At 68.7% G+C, this 18,364-nt stretch carries 15 protein-coding genes; 8 read left to right on the top strand and 7 right to left on the bottom strand.

The window, feature by feature from the left end:
- Positions 1-36: 36 nt before the first annotated feature.
- A complete protein-coding gene (locus WMF39_RS40390) occupies positions 37-525 on the bottom strand; it encodes a hypothetical protein (protein ID WP_437741767.1) in 489 nt (162 codons plus the stop codon).
- A gap of 17 nt (positions 526-542) precedes the next feature.
- Positions 543-1,130, bottom strand: a complete 588-nt coding sequence (locus tag WMF39_RS40385; protein WP_437741766.1) for a hypothetical protein — start codon at positions 1,128-1,130, stop codon at positions 543-545.
- A 72-nt stretch (positions 1,131-1,202) separates the two neighbouring features.
- On the opposite strand from WMF39_RS40385, the gene WMF39_RS40380 reads away from it, so the two are divergent.
- The 8 genes from WMF39_RS40380 (at position 1,203) to WMF39_RS40345 (ending at position 13,947) form a co-directional block, all read left to right on the top strand.
- Positions 1,203-4,616 carry an RHS repeat domain-containing protein gene (locus WMF39_RS40380; RefSeq protein ID WP_437741765.1) on the top strand — a complete coding sequence of 1,138 codons (3,414 nt, stop codon included), beginning with the start codon at positions 1,203-1,205 and terminating at the stop codon, positions 4,614-4,616.
- 3 nt (positions 4,617-4,619) lie between these two features.
- Entirely contained in the window at positions 4,620-4,892 is a 273-nt protein-coding gene (locus WMF39_RS40375) for a hypothetical protein (protein WP_437741764.1), read from the top strand.
- A gap of 106 nt (positions 4,893-4,998) precedes the next feature.
- The gene (locus WMF39_RS40370; RefSeq protein WP_437741763.1) at positions 4,999-5,589 is read left to right on the top strand and encodes a hypothetical protein; all 591 of its coding nucleotides are present in this window, start codon (positions 4,999-5,001) and stop codon (positions 5,587-5,589) included.
- Positions 5,590-5,604: 15 nt separating this feature from the next.
- On the top strand, positions 5,605-6,006 hold the full coding sequence (locus WMF39_RS40365; RefSeq protein ID WP_437741762.1) for a hypothetical protein: 402 nt from the start codon (positions 5,605-5,607) through the stop codon (positions 6,004-6,006).
- A 653-nt stretch (positions 6,007-6,659) separates the two neighbouring features.
- Positions 6,660-7,169, top strand: a complete 510-nt coding sequence (locus WMF39_RS40360) for a hypothetical protein (protein WP_437741761.1) — start codon at positions 6,660-6,662, stop codon at positions 7,167-7,169.
- A 243-nt stretch (positions 7,170-7,412) separates the two neighbouring features.
- Positions 7,413-8,258: a KPN_02809 family neutral zinc metallopeptidase gene (ypfJ, locus tag WMF39_RS40355; RefSeq protein WP_437741760.1), complete on the top strand. Its 846-nt coding sequence runs from the start codon at positions 7,413-7,415 to the stop codon at positions 8,256-8,258.
- Between the two features lie 376 nt (positions 8,259-8,634).
- Positions 8,635-13,263, top strand: a complete 4,629-nt coding sequence (locus tag WMF39_RS40350; RefSeq protein ID WP_437741759.1) for a capsule biosynthesis protein CapB — start codon at positions 8,635-8,637, stop codon at positions 13,261-13,263.
- A 78-nt stretch (positions 13,264-13,341) separates the two neighbouring features.
- Positions 13,342-13,947: a Uma2 family endonuclease gene (locus WMF39_RS40345; protein ID WP_437748096.1), complete on the top strand. Its 606-nt coding sequence runs from the start codon at positions 13,342-13,344 to the stop codon at positions 13,945-13,947.
- A gap of 80 nt (positions 13,948-14,027) precedes the next feature.
- Here WMF39_RS40345 and WMF39_RS40340 read toward each other — a convergent pair whose 3' ends face one another.
- From WMF39_RS40340 to WMF39_RS40320, 5 genes are all read right to left on the bottom strand, one after another.
- Complete coding sequence (locus WMF39_RS40340) at positions 14,028-14,768, bottom strand: 2OG-Fe(II) oxygenase (RefSeq protein ID WP_437741758.1); 741 nt, start codon at positions 14,766-14,768, stop codon at positions 14,028-14,030.
- The gene (ada, locus tag WMF39_RS40335) at positions 14,765-15,838 is read right to left on the bottom strand and encodes a bifunctional DNA-binding transcriptional regulator/O6-methylguanine-DNA methyltransferase Ada (protein ID WP_437748095.1); all 1,074 of its coding nucleotides are present in this window, start codon (positions 15,836-15,838) and stop codon (positions 14,765-14,767) included. Before ada ends, WMF39_RS40340 begins: the two co-directional genes overlap by 4 nt.
- A 142-nt stretch (positions 15,839-15,980) precedes the next feature.
- Positions 15,981-16,739, bottom strand: a complete 759-nt coding sequence (locus tag WMF39_RS40330; protein WP_437741757.1) for an NAD-dependent deacylase — start codon at positions 16,737-16,739, stop codon at positions 15,981-15,983.
- 178 nt (positions 16,740-16,917) lie between these two features.
- Positions 16,918-17,280: a GFA family protein gene (locus tag WMF39_RS40325; RefSeq protein WP_437295241.1), complete on the bottom strand. Its 363-nt coding sequence runs from the start codon at positions 17,278-17,280 to the stop codon at positions 16,918-16,920.
- Positions 17,281-17,519: 239 nt separating this feature from the next.
- Positions 17,520-18,287 (bottom strand): SDR family NAD(P)-dependent oxidoreductase, encoded by a 768-nt coding sequence (locus tag WMF39_RS40320; RefSeq protein WP_437741756.1) that lies wholly within the window; start codon positions 18,285-18,287, stop codon positions 17,520-17,522.
- Positions 18,288-18,364 lie beyond the last annotated feature (77 nt).

Genomic DNA, 18,364 nt, shown 5'->3' with positions numbered 1-18,364 from the left:
AAGCAATTTTATGCCCCTTGATGCATGGGCGATCGGTTAAGAATCCGCGGCAATTCCCGCGCGTTTTGCCTTGCGGGAGCGCTCTCGGCGCTGCCGGCGGGACTTGCCCAGTACTTTGGCGAGCAGCAGCATCCGTCGCTCCATCTCGGCCAGATCGACGTTCTGGCCGCGCATGCGCAGTGCGAGGATCATGGGAACGGCGCGGTTGAGCGTCAGGTAATAGCGGTCCTCGCCGCCGTCGGTGGGCGCGATCCCGACGACGCGAAAGGTTCCCTCGACGCGCTTCCCGTCGACGCGCGCGGCGAGGACGACATCCACGTCCAGACGCCCCTTCTCGAAGTCGAGCGCCCCCGTCGCGAGCGCCTCATCGAGTTTCATTCCGCGGCAGAAACGCTTGTCGCCTCGACCGACACGAACACGCGCGATGCGCGGGTCCTGACTGGCCTTGAGCCGCATGAGGATGTGCACGCAACGTGCCTTGAGGCGCAGAAGCCGCTCGTGATCGACGTAGCCGAGGTCCGCCAAGAACAGGGCGCCCGGCGTCAGGACCGACTCGTCCAGGTGCGGATTGTCGTGCTCGCGCTGGGGTGAGATGTGGTGCTCGATCGGAGGTGGTCCTTGAGCGAGATGACCGCATGAATCTTGAACGAAGCCGGGCGCTTGGGGCTTGTCGAAGGCGACCAACACGCCGCGAGCTTGCGGAGCACCTGACAGCTCGAGTCGGCCACCTGGACGTCGGAGAAGTGCTCGAGCAGACGCTTCATCTCCGCCACATCGCGCAACGAGGGGTCGACCGCCCGCACCGCGGCCATCGCGCGGCGAGTCACGTCCGCCATCAGGTTCGCGAACGGCACCGTGAAGCGGTCGAAGGCCGAGGGCGCCAAGTCCTGGCCGGTCAGATGGATGTAGTTGGCGAAGATCGTCGTCTGCGTGCCGGGTAGACCCGACATCGCCAAGACGAATGCCTCCACCAAGGCGCTCACATCGACCTTTCGGTCGCGCGTGACCGCCCCCATCTGCCGCGCCGCCGCCCACAGGGCCTCCGCGTCGAACAGCTCGTGGTACTTCGCGAGAAAGGGGACCGGCACCGCGGGCGGCGCCGATGTGGGCTTATCGGAGGGCTTCGCCATGGCCGCACGATCGCCGACTGTGATCGAAATGTCGATCGTCCTCGGGCCGCTGCGGTCAACCGATCGATTTTATTGGCAGAATCGTCCGCTCTGCTAACCGGACGCCCATGCCTGCGCTGGCTGGACACGTACATCTACTCGGACGGCTCGGGCAACGAGGTGCTGCGCAAGGTGAAGGCGGAGCCGGGGCTCGCGCCCGAGCGCGACGCGAACGGCGCGCTGGTGCATGACGCGCAGGGCGACCTGGTCTTTTCGCACGCGACGCCGCGCTGGGTCGGCACCGGGCGAACGGTGCTCGACAACAAGGGAAATCCGGTCAAGCAGTACGAGCCGTTCTTCAGCGCGACGAACGAGTACGAGGATGAAACGGAGCTCGTGGAGTGGGGGGTCACGCCGATCCTGCGGTACGATCCGCTCGGCCGGCTCATCCGGACCGACCTGCCCAATGGCACGTTCTCCAGGGTGGTGTTCGATGCGTGGAAGCAGACGTCGTACGATCCGAACGACACGGTGCTGGAGAGCTCATGGTACGCGGCGCGGCAGGCGCTGCCCCAGGGCGACCCGGAGCGCCGTGCGGCGGATCTGGCCGCGGCGCACGCGGGTACGCCGGCGGTGAGCCACCTGGACGCGCTGGGGCGGGTGTTCCGCACGGTGGCGGACAACGCGACCGAGGGGGAGTACATCACCCAGACGACGCTCGATATCGAGGGGCAGCCGCTCCAGATCACGGACGCGCGTGACAACCAGGCGATGCAGCATCGCTTCGGGCTGGGCGGGCAGTTGCTGTATCAGAAGAGCAACGACAGCGGCGAGCGGTGGATGCTGGCGGGCGCGACAGGACAGCGGCTGCGGGCCTGGAACGGGCGAGGGTTCGTCTACCGCTCGTCGTACGATGCGCTGCGCCGGCCGACGCACGAGCACGTGCGGCTGGGCTCGGGCAGCGAGCGGCTGGCGCGCCGTTACGTCTACGGCGAAGCTCATCCGCAGGCGACGGCGCTGAACCTGCGCGGCAGGCCGTACCAGGTGTATGATGGCGCGGGCGTGGTGACGAGCCTGGAGTACGACTTCAAGGGAAATTTGCTGCAGGCGTCGCGCCGGCTGCGCAGCGACGTGCACGCGGACGTCGACTGGTCGGTGCTGGCCGCGCTGACGGATGTGGCCGCCATCGCGACGGCGGCCGGGCCGCTGCTGGAGACCGAGAGCTTCGGCACGGAGACGGCGTACGACGCGCTGAACCGGCCGACGAGCGTGACGGCGCCGGATGGTCTGACGGCCTTGGATGCGAGCGAGATCAAGCCCACGTACAACGACGCGGGCCTGCTCGAGCGCATCGAGGCGCGGATTCGAGGCGCGGCGACGTGGACGACGTTCGTCGACAACATCGATTACGACGCGAAGGGGCAGCGCGAGCGGATCGCGTACGGCAACGGCACATTCACGGTGTACACGTATGACCCGCTGACGTTCCGGCTCTCGCGCCTGAAGACGACGCGGAGCTCGGACAGCGCGGTGCTGCAGAACCTCACGTATGTGTACGACCCGGTCGGGAACATCGTGGAGATCGGGGACAGCGCGCAGCAGACGGTGTTCTTCAACAACGCGGTGGTATCGCCGAGCGCGCAGTACGTGTACGACGCGGTCTACCGGCTGATCGAGGCGACGGGGCGGGAGCATGCGGGCGGGATTGCCGACGTGCAGCGGGACCAGAACGACCTTCCGATCCAGTCGCTACCGCACGCGAACGACGCGCAGGCGCTGAGGAACTATACGGAGCAATACGTCTACGATGCGGTGGGCAACCTGGTGAGGATGGTGCACCAGGCGGGCGCGGGAAGCTGGACGCGGTGGTATGCGTACGACGAGGAGACGGCGAACAACCGGCTGACGAGCACGACCGGGGATCCGGCGAACGGGCCGTTCCGCACCTATGCGCATGACGCGCACGGCAACATGACGTCGATGCCGCACATCACGGCGCTGACCTGGGACGAGAACGACCAGGTGCGGAGCACGGATCTCGACGGCGGCGGCGATGTCTATTACGACTACGACGCTGCGGGCCAGCGCGTGCGCAAGGTCTGGGAGCACAACGGGCTCGTGGACGAGCGCATCTACCTCGGCGGTTACGAGGTGTACCGGAGGCGCAACAGCTCGGGGCTGGTGCTGGAGCGGCAGACGCTGCACGTGATGGATGGCGCGCGGCGGGTGGCCATGGTGGAGACGAAGACGGTCGACACGTCGGGGCCGTTCACGGTGACGCCGCGGGTGCGGTATCAGCTCGATAACCACCTCGGGTCGGCGTCGCTGGAGGTCGACGGGGCGGGGCTTGTGATCGGCTACGAGGAGTACCACCCGTATGGGACGACGGCGTACTGGTCGGCGGCATCGGGAATCGAGGTCTCGCAGCGGAGATATAGGTACACGGGCAGGGAGAAGGACGAGGAGACGGGACTGTACTACCACGGGGCGAGGTACTTCGCGCCGTGGTTGGGGAGGTGGACGAGCGCAGATCCGGCGGGGATGGTGGATGGGCCAAACCTCTACGAGTACGTGCGGGGGAACCCGATACAGTTGGTGGACCCCAACGGGACCGATTCGAAGGAGGCCGATGACTTCAAGGCCAGCCTGAGGCTTCAGCTGAAGACCGTATCCGCTGACGATGACACGGTGAAGCCTGTCCAGCATAGGACGAGAAGCATCTTCGGGGACAGGAAGGGCATCAAGCAGATCGGTGAGCTACAGGTTGCGCCGCCTCCCGAGACGAGCACATCGTCTCCGGGAGCGACTCACTCGACCCCGCCCGGACGAGGAGCAGGCCCGGCCGGAGCTACCTATGTGTCGCCTGGCAGGAGCAGCGGTGGCCCGGCGGACAGGATGTCCCCGGAGACCGCCGCCGTCTATCGTTATCTGACGGAGGAGAACCCTCTCCTCGGGGCGGTTGTGGGGACCATCCAGACACTCGGAGCGGTTCTCCTGCTACGCGCCGAAGCGCGGTCTGCCTGGACGGCGGCAAAGATGAGTCTCCCATTGACCCAGGGAGGTGCTGCTCCAGGAAAAGATGTCCCCGCGACCGGCGCTGCCACGGGCAAATTGACCGCGAAAGGCTCGGGAGATGTCCCATTCGACAAAGAGAAGCTTGCGAGAATCGAAGCGAACCTCTCAAAGGAAGGGGTCTACTTTCTCTACAGCGAGGAATTGCTCGCGGACAACAACGCACGTGGGATGTACATTCCCGGGCCTGGCGGGAAGCCCGGGACCGTCGTCTTGCTGCCAAACCCTGCGCGTACGACTGTCATAGAGGAGCTGACGCACCTGGGGCAGCATCGCAAGACCGGATGGTCGCCGGATTTCTTGCCAACTTATGAGTCAATCCGACAAAATGAGATGGAGACGCAGGTTAGATTGCTGAGGATTCGATCGGTTCGATGGACACTTGCCGAGGTGAACCACTACCTGGACGCGTGGAATCATTGGAGGACGCATTAGGTTATGAAGGAGATTAAATGGACCGTGGCGTCTCGAAGCAATGTTAGCAATTTGATAATATTGCTCGTAAATGTCGATGCTGGTTTGCCGAGTCGAGGTGATCTGGTGGTCTGTGTTGAAACAGGACGGCGATACAAAGTTATTAGCCTGGCCGTTGGATTGGGCCACGAGGCCGCAAAGGAAGGAATTCACGGCCTCTCTGTCGAGGCGATTGATGGTCGGCCAGAGGACGACCTGACAACGGGGATGCACTTCGTGCAGGCAAGTGAAGACTGACAGGGGATCTCCAAAGGCCCCGCTGCGGCGCCGATACACGACAGCGCCTGGCGGGACAACATCTCACCAGCGGCCACGGAACTGAAGAAGCTATCACGCCGGCACAGTGACCGGGATCCGCCGGTATGCCTACGAGGCGGCGAGCAACCGACTGACAAGCATCAGCAAGCCGGGGGATCTGCCGGACGGGCCGTTCAGCGCGACGTATGCGCATGATGCGCACGGCAACATGACGGCCATGCGGCACATCGCCGCGCTGACCTGGGACGAGAACGACCAGGTGCGGAGCACCAATCTCGGCGGCCGCGGCGTGGTTTATTACGACTACGACGCGGCCGGTCAGCGCGTGCGCAAGATCTGGGAGCACTGCGGGCTTGTGGACGAGCGCATCTACGCCGGCGGCTGCGAGGTGTACCAGAGGCGCATGATCTCGGGGCTGGTGCTGGAGCGGCAGATGCTGCACGTGATGGATGGCGCGCGGCGGGTGGCGATGGTGGAGACGAAGACGGTGGACACCTCGGGGCCGTTCACGGTGACGCCGCGGGTGCGCTACCAGCTCGACAACCACCTCGGGTCGGCGTCGCTGGAGGTCGACGGGGCTGGGCTCGTGATCGGCTACGAGGAGCATCACCCCTACGGGACGACGGCATACTGGTCGGCCAGCAGCGCGGCGCCGTATACCGAGGTCCTGAAGTAAGCTGCGGAGGTTTGGATGGGTCGATCGGCATCCATTGTTGCTGTTGTTTCGAAGCTCAGATTGAATGTTTATGGTGTCGTGAGCTCGTTGCTTGCTGCTGGGTGGTCCTATGATGATCATGGGCATATAAACTATTTGCCAGTGGGAGATCGTGGTGAGTTTGATTGGCAGTGGGCGGAGCTTGATCGGTGGCCAGAGGTGGTCGCCGTAATCAAGAGCAAGGAGGGTGAGGGGGAGCTGGTTGGCGTTTCCTTGGTGTATGAGGATACGGGGTCCGGTGGGGAATTTCTTTTGAATCCAAGTGATGATAGTTTGTTGGTCAGTCTTACTATCAATACGCGCGATGTGCAGGGGGTTTCTGGTGTCGTTGATTTTACATGGTATCTCGAGCGTCTTATCCCTGCTATTTGCGTGTAGGGCTCTCTATTGAGTATTTGGAGTGCAGTCAGCTCTGATATAGAGGTATACGTGTGCCGCCGGAGGTTCCTACCGAAGGCGGTGCGCGGTCAACTCCTGGGCCGCGCGGCGAGCCCGGCGGCCGCGCACGACCGTCCGGGGGGGGCTACGAGCCGCGCTTCTTAAGACGCGAGCTGAGGGGTGGGAGAGCAAGGATGAGTGAAAGCTCTACGGCGGCCTGGCTGCTCTTCTCGGTTGCCGACGAACGAGCTCATTGACGGTATTGCGCTCAAGCTCGTTGATGGTCCCGACGGCGATCTTTCTATGCGAGCTCTTGGAGCTCCGGGACTCCGGTCAGGCGGAGCTCCAAAACCGAATCGGACCCATGTTACTGTTCTCCCCCTCCCTGTATTACTGCTCTCTCTCCCTGCCAGAAGGTGAGGGAGCCCGTCGCGGTGGTCGTGCAGCCCGGCGCGCGCGTCGCTGGTCCACGTCGAGTGGATAATCCTCACCATGTCCATGCGCCACATAAAGATGCCGAGGCCGGTGAGGTGGGTGAGCCGATCGTGCCGTTCATGCGCCATCGACACCGCGCAAGCTCCTGTCCGCGCAGGCTGAATCCCTCGCAGAGTTTCACGCGCGTGCGAAGCGATTCTTGACGTCAAGGTAATCAAATGAGAAAGAACCAATCGGGCGCGCAGGACGGGCGGCTAATTTACGATGAGCGCGCAGCTGCAACGGATCGAGCCTCTGCTGTTTCGAGAATTGGCTCAGAGCGTCTGTACCAACACGAAAAGGCCATCGCTATGCTATTGCAGCATGGGGAGCCAGCGCTCCGCGAGAGGGCGGCGGCCGTCCTGGTCGCGCTCTGGGGAAGGCGAAGTTACGTGGATGCTGTGATCCACATGCTGCATCAAGATGCCGATCTATACTGTCGCCTGAAGGCGTCGAGTATTCTCTGGAATTTTGCAACATTCTCCGCGTCGAGTCGCGAAGACCGGGACATTGTGCTACGCGCGTTGGCTCAGTCCGTCGCGCGGGATGAGGATCCGATGGTGCAGGCAGCGAGCTACAAACATTTCCTGGAGCTGGTTTCGCCGGAGCGCGCGGCCGGAGTCCCTGACGAGCTTGAACGCGGTAGCGATGTTGATTGGGAGCTCATGATGCCATATTTGGCACATTGATGTCTGATGATGCTGGGGTGGATGATGGTAACCGCCCAGCCATCGCCATGGGAATGGCCCCTTACGGGTCTCACCTGGGTCGACGATGCTCGACGCGGGCCGGCTTCGGTGCTCGGCCCGTAGCGGGCACGGGCGGGCCTGGGTGACCACGCCGGCGCCACGACCAGGTGAGCGATGCCCCACGTCCTGACCGAAAGCTAAGGTTTCACCCGATGCGCGGTCCACGCTATACATGCGCTGGCCATGCGCTGGACACCTGGGAAACGCAGTGCGAACCTCCGAGACCTCCGCGGCGCATCCGGCGGCGCATCCGGCGGAGCGAAGCTCGGTATCGGCGGGACGGTGATCCTGCTCGTGCTCTCGCTCGTCTTCGGGAAGGATCTCCTGTCGGGGCTCGGTCAGGGGTCCGCGACCCCCGGCGCGCAGAGCGGGCGCTCGAGCTCGCCCGAGGAGGAGCGGCTCGTCGACTTCGTCTCCTTCGTCCTCGATGACACCGAGGCCGTGTGGACGCAGGTGTTCAGCCGGACGGGGCAGCGCTATCCGGCGCCCGTGCTGACGGTCTTCACCGACTCCGTGAGGTCGGGCTGCGGTATCGGCGAGTCGGCGATGGGCCCGTTCTACTGCCCGGCGGACCGGACGGCGTATATCGACCTCGGCTTCTACCGCGAGCTCAAGGCGCGGTTCGGCGCGCCGGGCGACTTCGCCCAGGCGTACGTGCTCGCCCACGAGATCGGCCACCACGTGCAGAACGTGCTCGGGACCGAGCGCCGCCTGCGCCAGCTGCAGGCCGCGCGCCCGGGCGAGAAGAACGCGCTCTCCGTGAAGATGGAGCTCCAGGCGGACTGCTTCGCCGGCGTGTGGGCCCACTCCACGGCGAAGCGCGACCTGCTCGAGGCGGGCGACGTCGAGGAGGCCCTCAAGGCCGCGTCCGCGATCGGCGACGACCGGCTGCAGAAGGCCGCGACCGGCAGGGTCAACCCGGAGACGTGGACACACGGCTCGTCGGCGCAGCGGGTCGCCTGGTTCAAGCGCGGCATGCAGGGCGGCCGCGTCGAGGACTGCGATACGTTCGCCGAGGGCTCGCCCTAGAGCGACGGTCACCCGCTTCGGAGACGGGCCCAGATCGGCGTTTTCGGTGCTCAGCGCACCGGAGTGCGCTTGCGCGCCGAAAACGCCGATCTGGGCCCGTCTCCTGTGCGGGAGACCGCCGCTCTGCTCTGCACGTGGCAGAGGTGGGCGGAAAACGCTCTCGTTCCGAACCCCGGCAGGCTGAGCCGTCCGCCCGCGCGCGGGAAGGCGAGGGGCGCGCAGATCGCACGAGCGGCGGCTCACGACAGCTCCGCGCGACGGTGTACGCTGCTCGCCCGCCGATGGTCTCGCCGCACGGTGCCCCTCGCTCCCCCACGCAAGGCCGCCTCCGCCCTCGTGCGCGTCCCCTTCGCCCTCGCGCGCTCGCGGAGGCGCCGTGAGCTCGCGCGAGTCGCCTGACTCCTGGACCGCCGCGCCGCGGTCGATCCTGGAGGTCATCGAGGACAGCCTCCCCCAGATCGAGGTGCGCCTGCGCCCGCGCGCCATCGCCACGGTCGTCGCGCGCGTCACGGCCGATCTGGGCGACGAGGAGCACCCGAGGCCCGCGCTGCTCGCCGCGCTCGCCCGGTGCGCCGACGGCGCGGCCGCCGAGGTCGACCGGCTGCGCAGCGCCGAGTCCGCGCTCGTGCTGGCCTACCAGTCGGCCGCCACCCCCGCCGAGCGGCGCGAGCTCCTCGCCCGGCAGCTCCGCGTCTGGGCGCGAGAGCGCGAGCAACGCGAGAGGGGCGGCGCCGCCTCCCTGCTCGGCTGGGTCGCCGCGCGCGTCGAGCGAGCCGGCGACCTCTCGGCGCTCGGCCGCAACCTCGACCTCGAGGCGGCCCAGGAGCGCTTCGCCACCGCCATCGCCGACCGCCTCGACGAGATCGAGGTCGCCTACCACGCCCTCACCCACCTCGCGAAGCACCTCGACGACCCGTCCGACGCGGTGCACGTCGCCCGCGACGGCGGCGTCCTCCGGCTCGCCATGGCGCACGCCGAGCCGAGCCGCCCCGCGCCCGTCCGCCGGGCCGCGCTGCTCGCCGCCGTCGCCCTCCTGCACCGCCTCCCGGCGCGCGAGCGCCTCGGCCACCTCGGGCTCGACGCGGCCCGCTCCGTGCTGGCGTGGTCGCGCGGGGTCAACGCGTCCCGCTGGGTGCAGATCGCCGCCCTCGAGATCGGCGTCCTCCTGTTCCCCGACGAGGCGTTCTCCCTGCTGGCCGAGCGCCTCCGCGCGCGCGACGCCGCCGACAAGGACGGCCCCATCCTCCGCCGCAACGCCCTGCGCCTCCTCGGCGCGGCGGCGCGCCCGTCCGCCCCGGTGATCCCGCTCGACCGCGCGGCGCGCCTCGCCGGCGCCCCGCGGGATCCGCGCCGCTGGAACGGCGCGCAGGCCAGCCGCGCCAGCCGGTCGAGCATCGCGCCCGAGGCCGCCGCCGCCTCCGGAGGCGCCCGCGAGGGCGAAGGGCCGCCCGACACGCCCGCGCCCGACTCGGCGCCCCGGCTCAGCGCCGATCCCGCCGCCGGCGCGCCGCCCGCCCGCGTGGCGCCCGCGGGCGCGGACCCGCTCGCCATCGCGCTGCTCGCCCGCGACGACCCGAGCGAGCACGTCCGCCAGGAGCTCGTGCGCCAGCTCGTCGAGCTCGGCGGCGCGGAGGCCCTCACGGCGCTCGTCGAGATCGCCGAGGGCGACGGGTCGCCTCGCGTCCGCGGGTACGCGCTGCGGGAGCTCTCGCGGCGCGCGACCGACCACGCGGACGCCGCCCCGTTCGCCGAGCGCGCCGTCCGGTTCGCCCTCGCGAAGCCAGGCCCGCCGCTCGCGTCCCGCGCGGCCCTCGAGGCGGTGCGCACGCTCTGCGCCGGGCCCTACGCCCCGCTGCCTCCGGGGACCTTCGTCGAGCTGCTCGCCGAGTTCGCGAGCCGCCCGGCGATCTCGCCGGACCTGTCGGACGAGGCCGCCGCCGCGCTGCGGCTGCTCGAGGTCGAGAGCCGCCCGGTCGCCGAGCACATCCGCCAGACGCTCCTCGCCGCCGCGTCGGAGCTCCTGGAGGGCGAGAGCGCGCCGGTCGAGCTCCCGGACGACGCCGAGCCCAGGGACGTCGAGCGCGCGCTCGTTGTCGCGTCGCGCGGCGACATGACGTACACGCTGCGGCGCCGCGGCCGGGGACGGTACGTGCTCACGCGCGGCGAGCCGCGCGGCTTCCGCCTCTGGCGGCTCATCCACGAGATGCGCACGCCGATGCCGGACAAGCGCAAGGGGTGGATCCACACGAACGGCCGCCTGTTCGCGGGCGAGCTCGTCGCGCCGCCGGTCGGCATGGCGGAGGTCACGCCGACGCGCGTGCCGGGCGAGCGCCACGTCTACCCGCCCGTCGGCGGCTGGGGGCCGTTCGTCCCCCGCATCGACGACCTGCTCGCCGCCGCCAGCCTGAGCCAGCGCGAGATCCGCCTCATCACGGCGCGCGGCACGGTCACGGTGCGCGGCCCGGCCAAGCTCGCGCACCGGCTGCGCGCCCGCGCCCTGCTCACGCTGCGCTACGACCGCTACGCCCAGGCCCGCATGCGCGCGCTCGTGGCGCAGGAGCCGGCCGAGCAGAAGAAGTTCACGCTGATGACGGGCGAGCTCGGCTTCACGGTCGCGCTCGGCGACACCGAGGGCGAGGTCGAGGGCCGCGCGTACGCGATCGAGCCGCACCTGCCGGGCAAGTACCTCGCGGTCGCGCTGCCGCCTTTGCTCCAGAGCGGCCGCGACTGGCTCGCCGGCCCGTCGGTGCCGGTCTGGATCGACGGCTTCTTCTCGTACCTCGTCTCGCCGGCGGGCAACGTCCCGACGCAGCTCGCGTGGATCGTGTTCCTCGTCCTCGCGTACATGGTGCTGCGGGCCGCGTGGATCGCGGCGCAGATCGAGCGCGCCCGCCGGGGCATCCCGCTCACGATCGGCGGCTGGGGCACGCGCGGCAAGAGCGGCTCGGAGCGGCTCAAGGCCGCGCTGTTCCACGCGCTCCGCTACGACGTCGTCGTGAAGACGACCGGCTGCGAGGCGATGTTCATCCACGCCATGCGCGACCTGCCGGCGCAGGAGATCTTCATCTACCGCCCGTACGACAAGGCGACGATCTGGGAGCAGCGGAACATCCTCACGGCCGGGCGGAACCTCCGCGCCCAGGTGTTCCTGTGGGAGTGCATGGCGCTCCAGCCGCTCTTCGTGGACACGCTCTGCTCCGAGTGGATGCGCGACGAGATCACGACGCTGACGAACGCCTACCCGGATCACGAGGACATCCAGGGCCCCGGGGGCGAGGACGTCGCCCGGGTGATCGCGCGCTTCATGCCCACGGACGGGCTGTCGTTCACGACGGAGGAGCAGATGCTCCCGCTGCTCAAGGACCAGGCGCAGCGGAAGGGGACGAACCTCGTCGCGATCCCGCCGATCGACGCGGACCTCCTGCCGGTCGACCTCCTGGATCGGCTCCCGTACCAGGAGCACCCGCGCAACGTGGCGCTGGTGCTGGCGCTCGCGGACCATTTCGGCGTCGATCGCGAGTTCGCGCTGGTCGAGATCGCGGATCACGTGATCCTCGACCTCGGCGTCCTGAAGACGTACCCGACGGTGCAGTACCGGGGGCGGAAGCTGACGTTCTCGAACGGGATGAGCGCGAACGAGCGCGCCGGGTTCATGTCGAACTGGACGCGGCTCGCGTTCGACAAGCACGACATGGACGCGACGCCCGGCAAGGCGACGGTGATGGTGGTGAACAACCGCGCGGACCGGGTCGCGCGGTCGCGCGTGTTCGCGCAGATCATCGTGGAGGACATCGGGGTCGATCACGTGGTGCTGATCAACTCGAACCTCGGCGGGATGATGCAGTTCATCACGGAGGGGCTCGACGCGCGGCTCCGGGACATGGTGATCACGGGCGACGGGGGCAAGGAGCGCGCGCTCGAGCGCTTCGACGAGCAGATGAAGAAGCTGGGCGTCCCGGCGCGGGCGGGCGCCTTCGAGGAGGATCTCACCCGGATGCTGCGCGCGCTGCCGGCGATCGACGAGGCGGCGGCGGCGGCGATCGTGGGCGGCCCCGGGGTTCTGGGGAAGAAGGGGGAGCCCGAGGCGATCGAGGCGGCGGTGAAGCAGGCGCTGGAGGCGCACGCGCCGCCGGCGGGGGAGGACGACATCCGCCCGGACATCGTCCACCACGCGGCGCGGCTGGCGCGCCGTCTCGCCCGCCGCGACAAGGCGCGCGCGGAGGTGGAGGCGGCGCTGTCGCGGGGCGCGGACGCCGAGGCCAACCAGGCGTTCCGCGCGGCGTTCCGCGAGCTGTGCCTCGAGCGCATCGCGGTCCTGTGGAACGCCGACGCGAAGGGGGACAAGGTGATCGACTTCATCACGCGCGAGATCCCGCCGGGGTTCGACGCGCGGCTGATGGGGTCGCAGAACATCAAGGGGACCGGGCTCGACTTCGTCTACCGGTGGCTCTCGATGGATCGCGTGAGGACCGCGATCGAGCGGATGCAGAGCAACGCGTCGGCGCGGCGCGAGGTGCTGACGTTCTTCCTGTCGTACTCGGATTTCGGCCTGATCGATCTGCGCGAGGCGCTCGCCGCGACGCGCGCGGCGAAGGAGCAGGGCGGCGCCGGGTGGGCGGAGCACGCGAACCTGATCGACGGGGCGATCCGCAGGCTCGAGGCGCTCGACAAGGAGAAGACGGCGGCGCTCGTGGTGACGGGCAAGACGGGGGTCGGGACGAAGGTGCTGCTCCGGGTAGAGCAGTTCGTCGATCACATGGACTCGGTGCGCCGGACGCGGTGGGCGAAGATCGTGATGGACGACCTGTTCGCGATGCGCATCGGCCACGGCCAGGCCGCGCTGCTGCTGCGGGAGATCGTGGGGCGGCAGAAGGGCGGCTGGCTTGCGAAGGATCTCGCCAAGTGGGTGGAGAAGCGCAGGGCGTGGCTGGAGAGCCGCCGGAAGAAGCAGCCGAAGAAGGCCGAACCGGCCGCGCCGCCGGGGGCGGCGGCGGAGCCGGGGTGACGGGATGGAAGCGGGCAGCCGGGGAGGGGAGCGCTGCCGCCGCCGGGGGGCGCAAGCGTGCTATCCTCACAAGCCGTGATGGCTGGCGCCGCCGTTGCTCTGGACAGCTCGGACCGCCTCAGCGATGAGGCCTGGCTGGAGCTCGCCGAGGACGAGCCGGGCGAGCTCGTCAGCGGCGTGCTCGTGGAGGAAGAGGTGCCGGACTGGATCCACGAGACCGCCGTCATGTGGCTCATCCGGGTGCTCGGCGCGTGGGCTGCGGCCCGCGGGGGCTTCGTGGCCGGCTCGGAGCTCAAGTACCTCCTCCGCGAGGGCAGCGGGCGCAAGCCGGACGTCTCCATGGTGCTACCCGGGCATAGGCCCCCGCCACGGCGCGGGCCCATGCGGCGCCCGCCGGACGTGATGATCGAGGTGGTCTCGCCGCGGCCGCGCGACGTCCACCGCGACCGCATCGAGAAGCTGCGCGAGTACGCGGCGTTCGGCGTGCGCTGGTACTGGCTGCTCGATCCGGCGACGAGGATGCTGGAGATCTACGAGCTCGGGCCGGACGGGCGCTACGTGTGGGCGCAGGCAGCCGCGGGCGGGCGCGTCGAGGCGGTGCCAGGGTGTGATGGGCTGGTGGTCGACCTGGACGAGCTCTGGGGCGAGCTCGACCGGCTGGGGGAAGAGGAGCCGGCCGAGTAACAAGCCGGACGAGGCGACCGGCAAGCAATAGCAACGAGGTTGCCGCACGACGGACTCGCCTGCGGACCCCTCGCGTGCCATCAAGCGGCGTCGTGGAAGATGATGCCCACCGTGTGGCGATGCCCCGAGCGCACGCGGCTGACGCCGTGCCGGACGTTGACCCGGTACACTCCCCGCGTGCCCTGCACGGGTCGATGACGGACCGCGAACACCGCCGCATCACCCTGGCGCAGCGGCACCACCATCGGTCGAGACTGCATGCGCGGGCGCTGCTCCGTCATCACGAGCTCGCCGCCCGCGAAGTCGCGCTCGGGCTCGGAGAGAAGCACCGCGACCTGGAGCGGAAATACGTGCTCGCCATAGAGGTCCTGGTGCAAGCAGTTGTAGTCACCCTCGCCATACTGCAGCAGGAGCGGTGTCGGCTGGACCTGGCCCGCGGCGTGGCAGCGCTCCACGAAGCGCGCGTGCTCTTCCGGATACTGGACCTCGAGGCCCATCGCGGCGCTCCAGCGGTTGGCGACGGGCACGAGGCGCGGGTAGATGCTGGTCCGCAACGAGGCGATCAGCGCGGGCAGCGGGTGCGCGAAGTATTTGTACTCCCCGCGCCCGAACCCGTGCCGCTCCATCACCACCCGGCTGCGAAAGAGCTCATTGCACGCGTACAATGCAGCCAGATCGTCGCACTCGGTCCGGGCGAGCAAGCCCTCGATCACGGCGCAGCCCTGCGCGTCGAGATCCCGCGACACGCGCGCCCAGTCCCCCGCCGCCACCCGCTCGTCCACGCGGCTCGCGATCGGGACGTCGTCGCGGCGCGCGCTCAAGCGCCCGCCTCCCGGTCGAGCAGCGCGCGCTTGCGCTCGACACCCCAGCGATAGCCCGACAGGCCGCCATCGTTCCGCACCACACGATGGCACGGGATCGCCACGGCCAGCGCGTTGGCCGCGCACGCCTGCGCCACGGCCCTGACCGCCCTCGGAGCGCCGATGGAGCAGGCGATCTGCGCATAACTCGCGGTCGTACCGCCAGGGATGTCCCGCAACGCCTGCCAGACGCGCTGCTGGAACGCCGTGCCGCGGATGTCGAGCGGCAGCTCGACCGAGGCGCGGGGGCGCTCCACGAGGCCCACCACCTTTGCGACGAGCTGCTCGAACCCGGCATCGGCGCCGAGCAGGTGGGCCCGAGGGAACCGGCGCTCGAGATCGTGCGCCAGCTCCGCCGGGTCGTCGCCGAGCAGGATGGCGCAGACGCCTCGCGCCGTGGCGGCGACCAGGATGGAGCCGAGCGAGCACTCCCCGATCGCAAACCGGATCTCCATCTGCGCGCCTCCGGCGCGGTACCTCGTGGGCGTCATGCCCAGCACCTGGTTCGACTGCTCGTAGAAGCGCCCGCCCGAGCTGTACCCGGCTGCGTAGATCGCCTGGGTCACGGTGCCGTTCTTGCCGAGCTCGGCCCTCATCCGCCTGGCGCGGTGCGCTGCTGCATAGGCTTTCGGCGTCACCCCCGTCACGGCCTTGAAGACACGATGCGTGTGGAAGACGCTCAGCCCGGCATGGCACGCCAGCTCCTCGAGGCTCGGCACCTGCTCGCTGCTCTCGATGAACCGGCACAGCTCGGCGATCTGGGCCGCCTGGCGCTCGGCCAGAGGGGGCCGGTCGGGTTTGCAGCGCAGACACGGCCGGAAGCCCGCCCGCTCGGCGGCGGCCGCGGTCGGATGAAAGCCGACGTTCTCGGGTCTTGCTGGGCGGGCGCCGCAGGAAGGGCGGCAGTACACGCCTGTCGTCTTGACCGAGTAGAAGAACTTGCCATCGGCGCTCGCGTCGCGGGCGATCACGGCTGCCCAGCGAGGGTCGCTCTTTACCCCGACGGCGAGCGCATGGGCCTTTCCCGACATGTCGTCTGCCTCCTTCCGGCGCTTCTTGCGGGTCACGAGGCGAGCTTAACGCGCGCGAAGATCGCCGCACTCCGGGTCTTGCTCTCGAATCCGTCGGTGCCGGCGAGGGGTCGGAGCTCGGCCGAGCGGACCCGGCGAGCGGTCAGCTGCCGGGCTCGATGCGGGAGAGGATCCCCTCCAGCGCCTCGACAGCGCGCATCGGGAGCCGCACCGAAACGGCGGTGGAGATCGCGGTGAGCGCCGGGTTGATCTCGATGGTCGGGACCCCGGAGTGCGCGGCCTCCAGGACCGGCCTCGTGATGTAGGGGAACAGGCTCGACGTCCCGATCGAGACGACCACGTCGAACCCCCGCGCGAGCTCCCGCCGGAGGATCTCGACCTTCTCCAGGGGGAGCATCTCCCCGAAGAGGACGACATCGGGCCTGAGCACGGCGGCGCACGCCGGGCAGCGCGGGCACGGGGCGAGCTCCGCGTAATCGTCGACGTGCGCCTCGTAAGGGCAGCGCGTGCAGAGGATGCGGTGGAGATCTCCGTGGATGTCGATGACGTTCGTGGAGCCTGCGCCGCGGTGAAACCCGTCGACGTTCTGGGTGAGCACCCAGCAGCGCGCGAGGCGGCGCTCGATCCGGGCGATCGCCGCGTGCGCTGCGTTGAGCCGCGCGCCGCGGCACGCGCGCTCGATCTGGTGGACGTACTTCCACGTGACCTCCGGGCGCCGCTGGAACATCTCGCCCGAGAGCGCCTCCTCGATGGCGAGCCCCTCGTCGGTCGCCTTCTCGCTGTAGAGCCCTCCGATCCCGCGGTAGGTGGGGATGCCAGAGGCCGCGGAGACCCCCGCGCCGGTGATGAAGAGGGCTGAGCGGGCCGAGGCCAGGAGCGCGCTTGCTCGTTCGATCGACATCGGGCGCCAGTCTACCTGTGTCGCCCGGGCTCGCGCCTGCGGATTGGCCAGGGGCGCGAGCGGGAGGTGCGCTGGCGCAGGGCCGGCGATGGTCGGCCGCGGCCGCGCCGTCCGGGCCCGTGGCCCGGTGCGCTGGCCGCGGCCGCGTTCGGCGCGGACCCGGCCAGCCCGGGCGCGACTACAGGCTCTTCCCGTCGAATTTCATCGTCTTGAGCGTGTCGATATCGACGTCGTCCAGACAGCGGACGTTGATGGCGCACATCTCCTGTCCGTTGGGACCGACTCCCCGCGCGAACGACTCGACGCCGCAGACCGAGCAGAACACATGGTGAATGACCTTCTTGTTGAACTGGTAGTCGGTGAGAACGTCGCCACCCTCCTTGAGCGTGAGCTGGTCCACCGGCGCGAAGGCCAGCATCGCGCCCAGCTTCGAACAGCGCGAGCAGTTGCACATGACCACGGGACTGCTCAGGTCCACCTTGACCTCGTAGCGAACCTTCCCGCAGTGACAGCCGCCTGTATAGGTCTTGATCTCCGTCATGCGCGCATGGTGCCACAACGAGCTGGCTGCGTGACGCAAAAATGCGATGTGTCGTGGCGGGCTACGCGGGTTACGCGGGTTACGCGGGTTACGCTTGCGCAAAAGATGTTCCGCGCCCAGGCATCGCAGCGGCAGGTCGCCGGCGCCGGTCTCGGCCGCGCTGCATTGCATTCTGTCGGAAACTTTTCTCGGCTCAGGCTGTCGAACGACGCCGCTTCTCGGCGAGGGGCCGTGCCCGCCTATTGCTCCTCGTAGTTCCAGGTCAGCCCGCCATCGACGAAGTAGGTCGAGCCGGTCACGTAATCGGCGTCCGCCGAGGCGAGGAACACGGCGAGCCCGGCCACGTCCTCTGGCTTTCCCAGGCGGCCCAGCGGGATCTGGTCGAGCAACGCGCTCAGCTTGTCGCGATCCTTGAGCAGCGTGGCATTGATCTCCGTCTCGATCGCGCCCGGCGCGATGGCGTTCACGGTGATCCCGGTGCCGCGCAGCTCCACGGCGAGCGTGCGCGTGAGCATGCGGACGCCCCCCTTGCTGGCGCAGTACGACGCGAAGTGGGGAAACGGGAGATCCTCGTGAACCGAGCTGATGTTGATGATCTTGCCGGGCCGCCCCGCCTCGTGCAGGTGACGGACCATTGCCTGGCTCCCGAAGAACACCGCTTTGAGGTTGGTGTTCATCACCTGATCGTAGTCCTCCTCGGTCACCTCCCAGAACGGCGCCCGCTTCTCCAACCCGGCATTGTTGACCAGCACGTCCAGCCGGCCGAAGCGCGCGACGGCCTCCTGGAAGAGCCCCCGCACGCTCTGGACGGAGGCGACGTCGACGGCGAACAGATGACCTCGCCTTCCTGCGGCCTCGACCTCTGCCAGGGCTTCCTCGGCGCCCTCTTTGCTCTTGTGGTACGTGAGCGCCACGTCGGCGCCTTCCCGGGCGAACCGGACAGCGATGCTGCGGCCGATGCCCCGGCTGCTCCCTGTGACCAGCGCGATCTTGCCTTGCAGTCTCATGGGGACCTCCTGTCTTCACGAGCATTGTGCCCACCACGAGCATCGTGCGCACCGCCCCCCGCGGGGATCGCCAGGAG

The organism is Sorangium sp. So ce1504, assembly GCF_051521635.1.
In the GTDB taxonomy this organism is placed as follows: domain Bacteria; phylum Myxococcota_A; class Polyangia; order Polyangiales; family Polyangiaceae; genus Sorangium; species Sorangium cellulosum_B.
The sequence above is the reverse complement of the archived record's forward strand: the minus strand, read 5'-3'. Positions and strand labels throughout refer to the sequence as shown.

Bases quoted from the DNA above. Each gene is read 5' to 3' on its own strand.
- WMF39_RS40385 (WP_437741766.1), bottom strand. From the start codon at position 1,130: ATGGCGAAGCCCTCCGATAAGCCCACATCGGCGCCGCCCGCGGTGCCG.
- ypfJ (WP_437741760.1), top strand. From the start codon at position 7,413: ATGCGCTGGACACCTGGGAAACGCAGTGCGAACCTCCGAGACCTCCGC.
- WMF39_RS40325 (WP_437295241.1), bottom strand. From the start codon at position 17,280: ATGACGGAGATCAAGACCTATACAGGCGGCTGTCACTGCGGGAAGGTT.
- WMF39_RS40375 (WP_437741764.1), top strand. From the start codon at position 4,620: ATGAAGGAGATTAAATGGACCGTGGCGTCTCGAAGCAATGTTAGCAAT.
- WMF39_RS40320 (WP_437741756.1), bottom strand. From the start codon at position 18,287: ATGAGACTGCAAGGCAAGATCGCGCTGGTCACAGGGAGCAGCCGGGGC.
- WMF39_RS40365 (WP_437741762.1), top strand. From the start codon at position 5,605: ATGGGTCGATCGGCATCCATTGTTGCTGTTGTTTCGAAGCTCAGATTG.
- ada (WP_437748095.1), bottom strand. From the start codon at position 15,838: ATGTCGGGAAAGGCCCATGCGCTCGCCGTCGGGGTAAAGAGCGACCCT.
- WMF39_RS40330 (WP_437741757.1), bottom strand. From the start codon at position 16,739: ATGTCGATCGAACGAGCAAGCGCGCTCCTGGCCTCGGCCCGCTCAGCC.
- WMF39_RS40360 (WP_437741761.1), top strand. From the start codon at position 6,660: ATGAGAAAGAACCAATCGGGCGCGCAGGACGGGCGGCTAATTTACGAT.
- WMF39_RS40345 (WP_437748096.1), top strand. From the start codon at position 13,342: ATGGCTGGCGCCGCCGTTGCTCTGGACAGCTCGGACCGCCTCAGCGAT.